The sequence below is a fragment of the Pseudomonas sp. FBCC-B1565 genome (genome assembly GCF_059133265.1).
Map to the genome: position 1 here is coordinate 5198899 of NZ_CP101438.1, position 13227 is coordinate 5212125.

Below are 13227 nucleotides of genomic sequence, written 5' to 3' on the forward strand. Positions count from 1 at the left end.
GAATCCCGCAACGAGGAACATCCATGCGCCAACCCGATATCGAGATTTACCTGAAGGACGCCGACGTCGACCACAAGGCCATTGCCGCCTGGCTGGGCGCCGCCCTTGGCCCGTGCACCGACTGGGTCCAGAAAGGCCAGACCTACAAATGCAAGGCCGGCAACGTGCCGGTCACCTGGCTGCCCAAAGCCGTCGGCAAATGGAACAGCCTGTACCTGGAAAGTGACCAGACGCCGTGGGACGACGACGTTGCCTGCGCCCGTGCTGCCTTTGCTGCACTGAACGTGGAAGTGCGTTGTGCACCGGGGACCTGGGTCGAGGAAGAAGGCGAAGAAAGCGCCGATACCTGGATTCGCATCAGCGTGGACGGTGAAGAGCAGATCACCTGGAAAACCGCCTGATCCTGAAAGCATGAGGGAAGGGCTTGTGTGGTGAGCGCGCTTGCTGTGGTGAGCGGGCTTGCCCCGCGTTGGGCTGCGAAGCGGCACCAATAAGAACGCCGCGTTGTGTCAGGCACTCCTCGGCGTAGGGTTTTAGGGCCGCTTCGCAGCCCAACGCGGGGCAAGCCCGCTCACCACAGTTCAAGCCCGCTCACCACAACAGGGGTTCAGCGCGCGTTAAAGGCCGACCACATCCTCCGCCTGCAACCCCTTCTCGCCGGTCACCACGGCGTATTCCACCTGCTGGCCCTCGGCCAGGGAGCGGTGGCCTTCGCCGCGAATGGCACGGTAATGCACAAACACATCCTTGCCGTCTTCGCGTTGAATGAAGCCATAGCCCTTTGCATCGTTGAACCACTTCACATTGCCGGTTTCACGCGTTGCCATTCTGTTTTTGCTCCCACTGTTTTTTATTGTTGAGTCAGTCGCATTGAACTGCCGAGTATAAGACAGGCTCAAAAACGATCAACTCAAGTTTACTTCGCTGCTTTTTTGCCGATTTTCGGCGAATACGGCACACTACCCACCCGAGCGCCTGCTCGGTTTTTTCCACTTGAAGCAGCACGCCTATGACCCGCTCCCCGTTCCGCCGTCTAGTGTTTGGCACCTTGCGCCGACTGTTGTACCTCTGGGTTCGCTCGGAGACGATCAACCAGTCGTCCCTAACCCTTAACCTGGACCGCAGCCGGCCGGTGTTCTACGTCCTGCAGTCGCCCTCCCTCACCGAATTGGCCGTGGTCGATGCCGAGTGCACCAAGGCCGGCCTGCCGCGCCCGGTGCTGCCGGTTTCGGTCGGCCCGCTGATGGAACCGGCGGCATTCTTCTACCTCACCCCGGAACCGGACTGGCTCGGCCGCCAGGACAAGCGCGGCGCACCGCCCACGCTGACCCGCCTGGTGGATACCCTCAGCGAACACGCCGAAGAGAATGCACAAATCATTCCGGTCAGCGTGTTCTGGGGCCAGTCCCCCGAAAGCGAGTCCAGCCCGTGGAAGCTGTTGTTCGCCGACAGCTGGGCGGTCACCGGGCGTCTACGCCGCCTGTTGAGCATCCTGATCCTGGGTCGCAAAACCCGCGTGCAATTCTCTGCGCCTATCAACCTGCGTGAATTGATCGAGCACAATAAAGGGCACGAACGCACGGTGCGCATGGCCCAGCGCATCCTGCGTGTGCACTTTCGTAACCTGAAGACGGCGGTGATCGGTCCCGATCTGTCCCACCGGCGCAATCTGGTGAAGGGCCTGGTCAACATGCCGCTGGTGCGCCAGGCCATCATCGACGAGGCCGAACGGGAAAAGATCAGCCCGGAAAAAGCCAAGGCCCAGGCCTTGCGCTACGGCAACGAAATCGCCTCGGACTACACCTACACCGCGATCCGCTTTCTCGAAGTGGTGCTGAGCTGGTTCTGGAACAAGATCTACGACGGCATCAAGGTCAATAACATCGAAGGTGTGCAGAAGGTTGCCCAGGGCTACGAGGTGATCTACGTGCCTTGCCATCGCAGCCATATCGATTACCTGCTGCTGTCCTATTTGCTGTTCAAGAATGGCCTGACCCCACCGCACATCGCCGCCGGGATCAACCTGAACATGCCGGTAATCGGCAGCCTGCTGCGCCGTGGCGGTGCGTTTTTCATGCGCCGCACCTTCAAGGGCAATCCGCTGTACACCTCGGTGTTCAACGAATACCTGCACACCCTGTTCACCAAAGGCTTCCCGGTGGAGTACTTCGTCGAAGGCGGGCGCTCGCGCACCGGGCGCATGTTGCAGCCGAAGACCGGGATGCTGGCGATCACCCTGCGCAGCTTCCTGCGCTCCTCGCGCATGCCGATCGTGTTCGTGCCGGTGTACATCGGCTATGAGCGCGTGCTCGAAGGCCGTACCTATCTAGGCGAACTGCGTGGCGCGAGCAAGAAGAAAGAGTCGATCTTCGATATTTTCAAGGTGGTCGGCGCGCTCAAACAGCGCTTCGGCCAGGTCGCGGTCAACTTTGGCGAGCCGATCAAGCTGGCCGAATTCCTCGACAGCGAGCAACCGGACTGGCGCTCCCAGGAACTGGGGCCGAACTACAAGCCGGCCTGGCTCAACGAAACCACCAACCGCCTCGGCGAACAGGTGGCGCGTCACTTGAATGAAGCCGCCGCCGTGAACCCGGTGAACCTGGTCGCCCTCGCGCTGCTGTCCACCACGCGCCTGGCCCTGGACGAGCAAGCCATGGCGCGCCAGTTGGACCTGTACCTGGCGCTGCTGCGCCGCGTGCCGTATTCGCCGCACACTACGCTGCCCGAGGGCGATGGCCTGGCGCTGATCAAGCACGTCAAGGACATGGACCTGCTGTCGGAGCAGAGTGATGCCCTAGGCAAGATTCTGTACCTGGACGAGCAGAATGCCGTCCTGATGACCTACTACCGTAACAACGTGCTGCACATCTTCGCCCTGCCGGCGCTGCTGGCGAGTTTCTTCCAGAGCAGCTCGCGGATGAGCCGCGAGCAGATCCTGCGCTACACCCACGCGCTGTACCCGTACCTGCAATCGGAGCTGTTTATCCGCTGGTCGCTGGAAGAACTCGACAGCGTGATCGACCAGTGGCTGGAAGCCTTTGTCGAACAAGGCCTGCTGCGTTTCGAAAACAACGTGTACCTGCGCCCGGCGCCGAGTTCGCGGCACTTTGTGTTGCTGACGCTGCTGTCCAAGAGCATCGCCCAGACCCTGCAACGCTTCTACATGGCGATTTCGCTGCTGCTCAACAGCGGCCAGAACAGCATCAGCGCCGAAGAGCTGGAAGACCTGTGCACGATCATGGCCCAGCGCCTGTCGATCCTGCATGGCCTCAACGCCCCGGAATTCTTCGACAAGAGCCTTTTCCGACATTTCATCCAGACCTTACTGGAGCAAGATGTGCTGCGCCGTGATGAAGCTGGCAAGTTGAGCTACCACGACCTGCTCGGCGAACTGGCCGAGGGCGCGGCCAAGCGCGTATTGCCGGCGGAGATTCGCCTGTCGATTCGCCAGGTCGCCCTGCACCGTGTCGATGGCGCAGCGGATGCACCTGTCGAACCTGAAGAAAGCCGCTAGATTTAAGAAGGCGCCGGTTGGATGCCGGCGCCGCTGAAAAGGAGCTGTACCATGAAAAAGATCATCCTCCTGGGCCTTACCGCCCTGCTCGGAGCCTGCCAGTCCATGAGCCCCACGCCCAAGGCCAGCCTCGATGGCGAAGTGTTCTACCTGCAACGCATCGCCCTGCCGCCGACCGCGACCTTGAGTGTCAGCCTGCAAGACGTTTCCCTGGCAGATGCACCGGCCGTGACCCTGGCCGAGCAGAAAGGCCCGGTCAAAGGCCAGGTGCCGCTGCCGTTTCACCTGAACTACGACCCGGCGCACGTCAAACCCGGCCACACCTACTCGGTGAGCGCTCGCATCGAAGTGGATGGCAAGCTACTGTTTATCACCACCGAGCGGCACGCTGTGCAGCTCAATGGCGAGGATCCTCAACCACTGCGTCTGCGCGTTGACGCGGTGGCCCACTGAATTCGATAAAAAGGAAGCGTCCATGCTCCGTAACTCCCTTCGCCTGACTGCCCTGTGTGCCGGCCTGCTGCTCGGTGCCAACGCCATGGCCCTGGACCTCAGCAGCCTGTCCCAGGGCGACGCCAGCGGCGGCCTCAAGGACGCCCTGACCCAAGGCGCGCAGATCGCCGTGAAGCAACTGGGTGTACCCGGTGGTTTCAGCAACAACCCGGAAGTGAAGATCGGCCTGCCAGGCAAGCTGGGTAAAGTCGCCGACAAGCTGAAGATGTTCGGCATGGGTGACCAGGTCACGCAGTTGGAAACCAGCATGAACAAGGCTGCTGAAACCGCCGTGACCCAGGCCCAGCCGATTCTGGTCAACGCCGTGAAGAACATGAGCGTGACCGACGCCAAAGGCATCCTCAGCGGCGGCCAGGACTCCGCCACCCAATACCTGAACAAAAGCAGCCGTGAACAGATCCGCGCCAAGTTCCTGCCCATCGTCAAGGCCGCTACCGACAAGGTCGGCGTAGCCCAGCAGTACAATGCCCTGGCCGGCAAGGCTGCGGCTTTCGGTGCGGTGGACGCCAAGAGCGCCAACGTCGAGAACTACGTGACCGAGCAGGCACTGGACGGGTTGTTCAAGATGATTGCCAAGCAGGAAGAAACCATTCGCGAGAACCCGGCGGCGGCGGCTACCAGTTTGGCGAAGAAGGTGTTTGGGGCGCTGTAATACTCGTAATGCCCACGGCTCAAGAAGACGTGGGCATTCGTTAAATCAACGAGAAGTCTTCAACCAGTTTTTTTGTATTTCTGCTTGATCACGCATTGAAAAAACCCATTCACGACCCTGCTTCTTCTTGACGAAGATGTTCAATTCAACGAGGCCGTTCAGGACGGCTGACGCCGTGTTGTAGGAACAGCCCAGATTTTCCTTCACATTAACCGCCGTGAACTGCTTCGCGGTGCCACTCTTGGCGACCTGAAATACAGTCTTCTGTTTCTCGTTCAACTCTTTATAAAGCCCTGACTCCCAGAGCCATTGCTCGAACGACTCAGCCTCCTTAACACTTTTTTCGTAAGACGCCTTGAAGCCATCAACCGCTCGCTGGACGACAGAACACTGGTAGTCAATAAAATAAGTCAGATCCAGTTCATCTGTCTCGGTATAGAGATAAGACATACCGTACTGAACGGCGGCATTCTTCAGCAGGACACTGATGGAGATATACCTGAATGCCGCGTAATCGCTTTTAAACATGAACCAATAAAACAACGCACGTGCCACACGACCATTGCCATCCCGGAAGGGGTGCTCGTAACCCAGGGCAAAGTGCAGGGATATACCTTTGATCAACGGATGAAGGTAGCGATTTGTCGTAGCATCGTCGTGGCAGGTGTTGATCCAGTCCGATAATCGCCCCAATCTTTTGGCGATGCCTTCTGCGGGAGGGGGCGTATGGACCACATTGCTATCACCATCCTGGACAACTACGTCATCATTTAGACGAAAGCTGCCGGGAGAATATTTGTCATCGTCAATGCCTTGAACACCCACCTCATGCATTTCAGCGATCAGTTCGGCACTGAGAGGGGCGTTTCTCTTATCCCAAGCGAAACGCATCATCCGGTAATTACCAATGATCATTTTTTCATCGGGTGTTCTGGGTAGCCGCTCTCTTTTCAACATATCTTTTGCTACAAGCGTCGTGGTTGCTGCCCCTTCCAACTGACTGCTGCTGATGGCTTCATCTTCAATCAAATCATTGAGCAGATACTTGATGTGAGCGGCCTTCCCAATCTTGCTGCTCATGTACTCAAGTGCCGCAGTTGAGGCATACCTGTCGACCGTGGATACCACGCGCTGTGCGGTCGGTGTCAGTAAAAACTTGCACCAGGCCTCAGGCGTACCGACGGGTAATATTTGCTGGTACAGACGAGCGCGCTCGTATTTTACGATGCCCCAGCATATCGCCTGATCCAAATGCTTGGGGAAGCGGTGACGTAGCTGATCAAAGTGTAAGTAACGCCCCTGGCTATCGGTTGGCTGAGTCAGCTTCATATAGTCAGAAAGGTGCTGAAGATGGGGTTCCTGGCCAATTAAAACGAAAACCCTTTCCGGCACCCTCGGTGGCAACCTGATCATCAAGATCTCAATTTTTCGATTTCTGAGACTTGAGTACATCAGAAAACTGCAACTATCTCAATAAACATCAAATCTGAGACGCGCGCTCCCTCAGCTCACCATCGATTCCGCCAACCGCCCCACCATCAGCGTGGCAAAGCAGCCGACCGCAATAGAGGTCGCACGGTTTATCCTCAATGGCGTGAGCCAGGCTTTTTGAATCCCTTCAAGGCAGCTGCCCAGCATGATCCACGCCGCCCCGACCGGAATCACCACCAGCGCTAGCGTGGCCATGAGCCCAGCATAGCCAGGTAGCGTGGAAAAGGTGCCGACCGGCGCAATGAACGACACGATCAGCAATCCCTTGGGATTCATCACCGTCAGCCAGAAGAAGTACAGCCCGGAGAAACGGTCGGGGCCGAGGCTGACGACACTGTTCTTACGCTGCCAAAGCTTGTAGGAGACATACAGCAGGTAGCAGGCCGCCGCCAATTGCGTGGCCTTCAGCGCCCACGGCGAATACGCCGCCAGATACAACAACGCCACACCCCATAGCGAGACCTGCAGTAGATAAGCCAGGCACTCGATCAACGCCAGCGTCCAAGAGGCCCGAAAACCAAACAACACCCCCGCACGAAACAGCAGGGTGTTGGTAGGGCCTGGGGCAAGCAACAACAAGATCAGGGCTGAAACGGTGGCCAGCATGATTACGCGACGTCCTTCCTCACTCGGAACCACGCAGCATACAGGGCCGGCAAGAACAGCAGGGTCAACGCAGTCGCCACAATCAACCCGCCCATGATCGCCACGGCCATTGGCCCGAAGAACACACTGCGCGACAGCGGGATCATCGCCAATACCGCCGCGAGGGCGGTCAGCACAATCGGGCGGAAGCGTCGGACGGTGGCTTCGATGATCGCTTGCCACGGTGCCAGCCCCGCCTTGATGTCCTGCTCGATCTGGTCCACCAGGATCACCGAATTACGCATGATCATCCCCGACAGGGCGATGGTCCCGAGCATGGCGACGAAGCCGAAGGGCTGGCGGAATACCAGCAGGAACAACGTCACCCCGATCAAGCCCAGCGGTGCCGTCAGAAACACCATCGCGGTGCGCGAGAAGCTGCGCAACTGCAGCATCAACAAGGTCAGCACGACCACGATAAACAGCGGCACCCCGGCTTTCACCGAGTTCTGTCCACGGGCGGAATCCTCCACGGTCCCGCCCACGTCGAGCAGGTAGCCATCCGGCAGTTCGGCACGCACGCCTTCCAGGGTCGGCAGGATCTGCTGGACCAATGTCGCGGGCTGTTCCTTGCCATAGATATCGGCGCGTACGGTCACCGTAGGCAGGCGGTTGCGGTGCCAGATGATGCCTTCTTCGAAGCCATATTCGAGGGTGGCGATCTGCGACAGCGCGACGCTTTTGCCGTTGTCCGTCGGCACAGCCAGGCTCGGCAGCAACGAGAGTTCGGTGCGTTCGTGAACGGTGCCGCGCAGCAGGATTTCGATCAACTCGTTGTCCTCGCGGTATTGGCTGACGCTGGAGCCGGTCAATGAACTCTGCAGGAATTTCGAAAGGTTGGCCGTACTCACGCCAAGGGCACGGGCGCGGTCCTGGTCGATATTGAGGTAGACGATCTTGCTCGGTTCTTCCCAATCCAGGTGCACGTTGACCACGTGAGGGTTTTCACGAACCTTGGCCGCCACTCTACGGGCGAGCGCGCGGACCTCTTCGATATGTTCGCCGGTCACACGGAACTGTACCGGGTAACCCACGGGCGGGCCGTTTTCCAGGCGGGTAACCCGTGAACGCAGGTCGGGGAATTGTTCGTTGAGGGTTTCGATCAGCCAGGTGCGCAGGCTTTCGCGCTCTTCGATGGTTTTGGCCAGCACCACGAACTGGGCAAAACTGGCGGCCGGCAGTTGTTGATCCAGCGGCAGGTAGAAACGCGGCGATCCAGTACCGACATAGGCCACGTAGTTGTCGATGCCGGCGTGATCCTTGAGCAGCGTTTCCAACCGTTTGACCTGGTCAGCGGTGTTGCTCAGCGAGGCGCCTTCGGCCAGCTTCAGGTCGACCATCAATTCCAGGCGACCGGAGGCCGGGAAGAACTGCTGTGGCACAAAACGGAACAGGGCGACCGAGCCGATAAACAGCAACAGGGTCAGGACGATCACGGTTTTGCGGCGACGCACGCACCACTCCACCAAACGTCTTACGCGCTGGTAGAACGGTGTGCCGTAGGGATCAGGACCATCGGTGCCATGTTTGGCTGCGTGAATTTTCGCCAGGTCCGGCAGGAGCTTTTCCCCCAGGTAAGGCACAAACACCACGGCGGCCACCCACGAGGCGAGCAACGCAATGGTCACCACCTGGAAAATCGAACGGGTGTACTCGCCAGTACTCGACTGCGCGGTGGCAATCGGCAGGAAGCCGGCGGCGGTGATCAGCGTACCGGTGAGCATCGGGAACGCGGTGCTGGTCCAGGCAAAGCTGGCGGCCTTGAGCCGGTCATAGCCCTGCTCCATTTTGATCGCCATCATCTCCACGGCGATGATCGCGTCGTCCACCAGCAGGCCCAACGCCAACACCAGTGCGCCCAGGGAAATCTTGTGCAGGCCGATGCCGAGGTAATACATGGTGGCAAACGTCATCGCCAGCACCAGCGGAATCGCCAGGGCCACCACCATGCCAGTGCGCACGCCGAGAGAGAAGAAACTCACCAGCAACACGATGGCCAGCGCCTCGGTCAGTACCTGCACAAATTCGCCGACGCTGGTTTTCACCGCCGCCGGTTGGTCCGACACCTTGCGCAACTCCATACCCGCAGGGAGGTTCTTCTGCAAGCGTGCGAATTCACCTTCCAGGGCTTTGCCCAACACCAGGATGTCACCGCCGTCGCGCATCGCCACGGCCAGGCCAATCGCGTCTGCGCCCATGTAACGCATGCGTGGTGCCGGAGGGTCGTTGAAACCCCGGTGGATGTCGGCCACATCGCCGATGCGGAAGGTGCGGTCACCCACGCGAATCGGGAAATTGCGGATCTCTTCCACGCTCTTGAAGTTGCCCGATACACGCAGTTGCACACGTTCACTCGGGGTTTCAAAGAAGCCCGCAGTGGAGACCGCGTTCTGCTCCTGCAACGCCTGTTGCACCGCCGCCAAAGGCAAGCCGAGGGTGGCCAGCTTGAGGTTGGACAGCTCGATCCAGATCTTTTCGTCCTGCAGGCCGAGCAGCTCGACCTTGCCCACATCCGCGACGCGCTGCAGTTGAATCTGGATGCGGTCGGCGTAGTCCTTGAGCACGGCGTAGTCGAAACCGTCGCCGGTCAGGGCGTAGATATTACCGAAGGTGGTGCCGAATTCGTCATTGAAAAACGGCCCCTGAATGTCCGGCGGCAAGGTCTGGCGGATGTCGCTGATCTTCTTGCGCACCTGGTACCACAGTTCGGGAATCTGCACAGAGTGCATGGAGTCGCGAGCAATGAAGGTGACAGTGGACTCACCTGGGCGAGAAAAAGAGACGATGCGTTCGTACTCGCCGGTCTCCATGAGTTTTTTCTCGATGCGTTCGGTGACCTGCCGCGAGACTTCCTGCGCCGTTGCGCCAGGCCAGTTGGTCTTGATGACCATGGCCTTGAAGGTGAACGGCGGGTCTTCACTTTGACCCAGCTTGGAGTAGGACAAGGTGCCGACCACTGCCAGCAGGATCATCAGGAACAGTACGATCTGGCGATTGCGCAACGCCCATTCGGAAAGATTGAAACCCATCGGGGACTACTCCTTGGCCGCCAGATTCACCACACGGTTGGAGCGGTCCACCGGGCGCACTTGCTGGCCCTCGTGAAGCACGTGCACACCCGCAGCGATCACCCAATCCGTCGGGGCCAGGCCTTCCAGGACCGGGACGGTTTTTTCACCGAAGGCACCAATGCGCACCGGCATGCGCTTGAGCGTGTTGTCGGGCTGCACGCGCCACACGTAGGACGCACCGTTCTCCGCACTGAGGGCAGACAGCGGCACTGACAACGGAACATCGCCGTCGACCTGTATGAATACGCGTGCGCTCTGGCCCAGTTCAGCCGGGACCTTGCCGCTGGTGAATGCCACGCGAGCCGCAAACGTGCGCGACTTGGGATCGGCCGCCGGTGACAGCTCGCGAATACGCCCGGTAAAACGCTGATCCGGCTGGCTCCACAGCTCTACCGACACCGGCTGGCCGATCTTGAACCGGCCAAAACCTTGTTCCGGCAGGCTGATCAGCACTTCGCGCTCGCCATCGGTAGCCAGGGTGAACACGGTTTGCCCGGCGGACACCACTTGGCCGACCTCCACCGCACGCTTGGCCACCACTCCGTCCTGGGGCGCACGCAATACGGCATAGCCGGCCTGGTTGCTGGCCACATCGAACTCGGCCTTGATCTGCTTGAGGCGTGCTTCACCGGATCGGTAGAGGTTTTCGGAATTGTCGTACTGGGAACGGCTGACCATCTGACGGTCCATCAGGGTCTTGTAGCGGTCGCGCTCAGCGCGCACCAGGCTCAGGTTGGCCTCGGCGGCGGCGACTTGGGCACGGGTCGCTTCCAGCTGCAAGCGCACGTCCTGAGGGTCCAGCTCCGCCAGCGGCTGGTTGGCCTTGACCCGCTCGCCCTCCTCCACCAAGCGCTTGCTGACTTTGCCACCGATGCGAAAGGCCAGGTCCGGTTCATAGCGCGCACGCACTTCGCCGGGGTAGCTGTCCATCGACTGCGAAGAAGGCTGTGGCTGCACCACCATGGCCGGGCGGATGGTAATCTGAGCCGCTTCTTCATGGCCGCAGGCGGCCAACAGCACGACCAAACTGACAGGCAAAGCAAAGGGCAGGAAAGTACTGCGCATGCTGTAGGACCTTTCGCAAGTAGAGCTAGGAATAATTATACTGGCGGGTATGGTATTAATACCAAACTCACCAGTCCAGTATTAAAGGTGAAAATGTCCGACAATCCTCTGAACACCAATAGCCCCGGGCGCCCCAAGGACATGGCAAAACGCCAGGCAATCCTCGAAGCAGCGAAAATCCTGTTTTTGAGCAATGGCTACGCCAGTACCAGCATGGACGCGGTGGCACTGGAAGCCGGCGTGTCGAAACTGACCGTCTATAGCCACTTCAACGATAAAGAGACCTTGTTCACCGCCGCCGTGGTGGCCAAGTGCGAAGAACAACTGCCGGTGATGTACTTCGAGCTGCCCGAGGGGATGCCCGTACAGACTGCGCTGTTGAATATCGCGCGAGGGTTCCATCGGCTGATCAACAGTGAAGAGTCGGTCAACCTGCATCGCTTGATGATGACCACCGGCAACCAGGACGTGAAACTCTCGCAGATCTTCTTCGAGGCCGGCCCCATGCGCATGCTGCAAGGTATGGAGCGACTGCTTGGCAAGATCGACCAGAGCGGTGCGCTGAGCATCGACAAACCCTTTACGGCGGCCGAGCATTTCTTCTGCCTGCTCAAGGGCACGGCGAATTTCTGCTTGCTGTATGGCTGCGGCGGGCAACTGAGTGAAGAAGCCGCCGAAGCCCATGTGCAAGAGGTGGTGGGGTTGTTTATGCGGGCCTACAGGCCGTAACCCATTGTCTGTGGCAAGCACGCTCGCCACAGGGCATTTTCAATCTTAGGGTTTGAGCGCTTTCTTCGGATAAATGTCATAGCGACTGGATTTGCCATCCAGCGCATGGCTCGGCTTTGGCCCGTCAATGCACGGTGCCTTGCGCGGGCGCTTGACCACTACGCGGTGGCTAGCCAGGGCCAGGGCGGCAGCCAGCAGCGCCGGCGCATCGGGATCATCCCCCACCAACGGCCGGAACAGGCGCATTTCCTTCTTCACCAGGGCAGTTTTCTCACGGTGCGGGAACATCGGGTCGAGGTAGATCACCTGGGGCGGCTCGCCCTCCCACTGGCGCATCACGTCGATGGAGTTGCCCTTGAGCAGCTTCATGCGCGCCACAATCGGTGCCACTTCAAAATCATCCGCGCCGCGCGCCAGGCCATCTTCGAGCAAGGCGCCGATCAGCGGCTGGCGCTCGATCAAGCTCATGTCACAACCCAGGCTGGCCAGCACGAAGGCGTCCTTGCCCAGGCCAGCCGTAGCGTCGAGCACCCGTGGGCGCACGCCTTGGGCGATGCCCACGGCCTTGGCGATCATCTGCCCGCTACCGCCACCATAGAGGCGCCGATGCGCCGCGCCGCCTTCGACAAAATCCACGCGCACCGGCCCTGGCGCGTCAGCCCCGAGCTGTTGCAATTGCAGGCCATGCTCCCCCACTTGCAGGGAAAAGTCCGCATCTGCCTGCTGCAAAGGCAAGCCAAGCCGCTGCGCCCATTGCTCGGCGCGGGCCTGGAAAACCTCGCCCAAGGCCTCGACCTGGATGCGGCTGGCCGCTGGTTGTTCGCTCATCAATCGCTACGCTCAAAAATATTAAGGATCGGCAAACAGCGGCCGATAAAAACAACAGTCAGGTATTTTGCCAGAGCTGAGCGTCGACCGAGAAAAATGTCAGACATTCTTCCCCTAACCATCGGTGTACTGCCGACCCACAACCACTACGGCCTGCGCAATACTCAAGCGCTGGCCGGGGTGAGTCATGTGTGGCAGGACTTCTTCGCCAGGGCCTTGGCCGAGCAGCTTGGCGAGACGCCCGGCGCGCTCGCCGTGCAGGCGCCAGCACCGGCGGACCCAGCGGTAGAACCCAGCGCTGGCGCCGACCTGTTGTCGCAGATCCTCACCCAGCGTGAGTGCGATGTGAAAGACACCGAGATTGCTCCACCGGAGCCGCTGTTCCTGCCGATTGCCGAGTTCGAAACCGAGCTGTTGCCACCCGCCGCCACACCGTTCCCGGAAGAAGAAATCGTCGCCCAGCAACGCCAGCAGAATTTCGAAAGCGGCTGGGTCCGCCCCATCGTGTTAACGGCCGGCCAGCCGCTGCCGGAGCCGGGTCCAGCCCCTGAGCCGCGCCCTCTGCACCTGCCCATCGCCGAATTCGAACTGGACCTGCTGCCACCCGCCGCCACGCCGTATCCAACCGAAGAACTGGTCGCGCAACAAAAAGCCCTGGACTTCGACTACTACTGGGCTCGCCCACTGGTCACCCAGAACCTGCGCTTGGCCGCCTGAGC

The 13227-nt window shown here is 59.9% G+C and carries 12 protein-coding genes; 6 read left to right on the forward strand and 6 right to left on the reverse strand.

The window, feature by feature from the left end; all coding sequences use genetic code 11:
- Window positions 1–23: 23 nt before the first annotated feature.
- Window positions 24–401: a hypothetical protein gene (locus NL123_RS24075; protein ID WP_494356497.1), complete on the forward strand. Its 378-nt coding sequence runs from the start codon at window positions 24–26 to the stop codon at window positions 399–401.
- A 216-nt stretch (window positions 402–617) separates the two neighbouring features.
- On the opposite strand, the gene NL123_RS24080 is transcribed toward NL123_RS24075, so the two are convergent.
- Window positions 618–827: a cold-shock protein gene (locus NL123_RS24080; RefSeq protein ID WP_003219353.1), complete on the reverse strand. Its 210-nt coding sequence runs from the start codon at window positions 825–827 to the stop codon at window positions 618–620.
- Window positions 828–1009: 182 nt separating this feature from the next.
- Between NL123_RS24080 and plsB the strand changes: the two genes are divergently transcribed.
- The 3 genes from plsB to NL123_RS24095 are packed head-to-tail and all read left to right on the forward strand — an operon-like array spanning window position 1010 to window position 4679.
- Window positions 1010–3514, forward strand: a complete 2505-nt coding sequence (gene plsB / locus NL123_RS24085) for a glycerol-3-phosphate 1-O-acyltransferase PlsB (RefSeq protein WP_494356498.1) — start codon at window positions 1010–1012, stop codon at window positions 3512–3514.
- A 51-nt stretch (window positions 3515–3565) separates the two neighbouring features.
- Entirely contained in the window at window positions 3566–3967 is a 402-nt protein-coding gene (locus NL123_RS24090; protein WP_494356499.1) for a YbaY family lipoprotein, read from the forward strand.
- 22 nt (window positions 3968–3989) lie between these two features.
- Window positions 3990–4679 (forward strand): DUF4197 domain-containing protein, encoded by a 690-nt coding sequence (locus NL123_RS24095; RefSeq protein WP_071496953.1) that lies wholly within the window; start codon window positions 3990–3992, stop codon window positions 4677–4679.
- Window positions 4680–4724: 45 nt separating this feature from the next.
- Here the strand turns inward: NL123_RS24095 and NL123_RS24100 are convergent, their stop codons facing one another.
- From NL123_RS24100 to NL123_RS24115, 4 genes are all read right to left on the reverse strand, one after another.
- A complete protein-coding gene (locus NL123_RS24100) occupies window positions 4725–6089 on the reverse strand; it encodes a Fic family protein (protein ID WP_494358338.1) in 1365 nt (454 codons plus the stop codon).
- A gap of 93 nt (window positions 6090–6182) precedes the next feature.
- A complete protein-coding gene (locus tag NL123_RS24105) occupies window positions 6183–6776 on the reverse strand; it encodes a LysE family translocator (protein WP_494356500.1) in 594 nt (197 codons plus the stop codon).
- A 2-nt stretch (window positions 6777–6778) separates the two neighbouring features.
- Window positions 6779–9844 (reverse strand): efflux RND transporter permease subunit, encoded by a 3066-nt coding sequence (locus NL123_RS24110; protein WP_248486605.1) that lies wholly within the window; start codon window positions 9842–9844, stop codon window positions 6779–6781.
- Window positions 9845–9850: 6 nt separating this feature from the next.
- Window positions 9851–10951, reverse strand: coding sequence for an efflux RND transporter periplasmic adaptor subunit (locus tag NL123_RS24115; RefSeq protein ID WP_494356501.1), 1101 nt, complete (start codon window positions 10949–10951; stop codon window positions 9851–9853).
- Between the two features lie 93 nt (window positions 10952–11044).
- On the opposite strand from NL123_RS24115, the gene NL123_RS24120 reads away from it, so the two are divergent.
- Window positions 11045–11680, forward strand: a complete 636-nt coding sequence (locus NL123_RS24120) for a TetR/AcrR family transcriptional regulator (RefSeq protein ID WP_494356502.1) — start codon at window positions 11045–11047, stop codon at window positions 11678–11680.
- Window positions 11681–11725: 45 nt separating this feature from the next.
- On the opposite strand, the gene NL123_RS24125 is transcribed toward NL123_RS24120, so the two are convergent.
- A complete protein-coding gene (locus tag NL123_RS24125) occupies window positions 11726–12508 on the reverse strand; it encodes a class I SAM-dependent methyltransferase (RefSeq protein WP_494356503.1) in 783 nt (260 codons plus the stop codon).
- Window positions 12509–12604: 96 nt separating this feature from the next.
- Here NL123_RS24125 and NL123_RS24130 point away from each other — a divergent pair, with 96 nt between their 5' ends.
- Window positions 12605–13225 carry an energy transducer TonB gene (locus NL123_RS24130; RefSeq protein WP_494356504.1) on the forward strand — a complete coding sequence of 207 codons (621 nt, stop codon included), beginning with the start codon at window positions 12605–12607 and terminating at the stop codon, window positions 13223–13225.
- Window positions 13226–13227 lie beyond the last annotated feature (2 nt).

Bases quoted from the DNA above. Each gene is read 5' to 3' on its own strand.
- NL123_RS24080 (WP_003219353.1), bottom strand. From the start codon at position 827: ATGGCAACGCGTGAAACCGGCAATGTGAAGTGGTTCAACGATGCAAAG.
- NL123_RS24095 (WP_071496953.1), top strand. From the start codon at position 3,990: ATGCTCCGTAACTCCCTTCGCCTGACTGCCCTGTGTGCCGGCCTGCTG.
- NL123_RS24110 (WP_248486605.1), bottom strand. From the start codon at position 9,844: ATGGGTTTCAATCTTTCCGAATGGGCGTTGCGCAATCGCCAGATCGTA.
- NL123_RS24125 (WP_494356503.1), bottom strand. From the start codon at position 12,508: ATGAGCGAACAACCAGCGGCCAGCCGCATCCAGGTCGAGGCCTTGGGC.
- NL123_RS24115 (WP_494356501.1), bottom strand. From the start codon at position 10,951: ATGCGCAGTACTTTCCTGCCCTTTGCTTTGCCTGTCAGTTTGGTCGTG.
- plsB (WP_494356498.1), top strand. From the start codon at position 1,010: ATGACCCGCTCCCCGTTCCGCCGTCTAGTGTTTGGCACCTTGCGCCGA.
- NL123_RS24120 (WP_494356502.1), top strand. From the start codon at position 11,045: ATGTCCGACAATCCTCTGAACACCAATAGCCCCGGGCGCCCCAAGGAC.
- NL123_RS24075 (WP_494356497.1), top strand. From the start codon at position 24: ATGCGCCAACCCGATATCGAGATTTACCTGAAGGACGCCGACGTCGAC.
- NL123_RS24090 (WP_494356499.1), top strand. From the start codon at position 3,566: ATGAAAAAGATCATCCTCCTGGGCCTTACCGCCCTGCTCGGAGCCTGC.
- NL123_RS24105 (WP_494356500.1), bottom strand. From the start codon at position 6,776: ATGCTGGCCACCGTTTCAGCCCTGATCTTGTTGTTGCTTGCCCCAGGC.
- NL123_RS24130 (WP_494356504.1), top strand. From the start codon at position 12,605: ATGTCAGACATTCTTCCCCTAACCATCGGTGTACTGCCGACCCACAAC.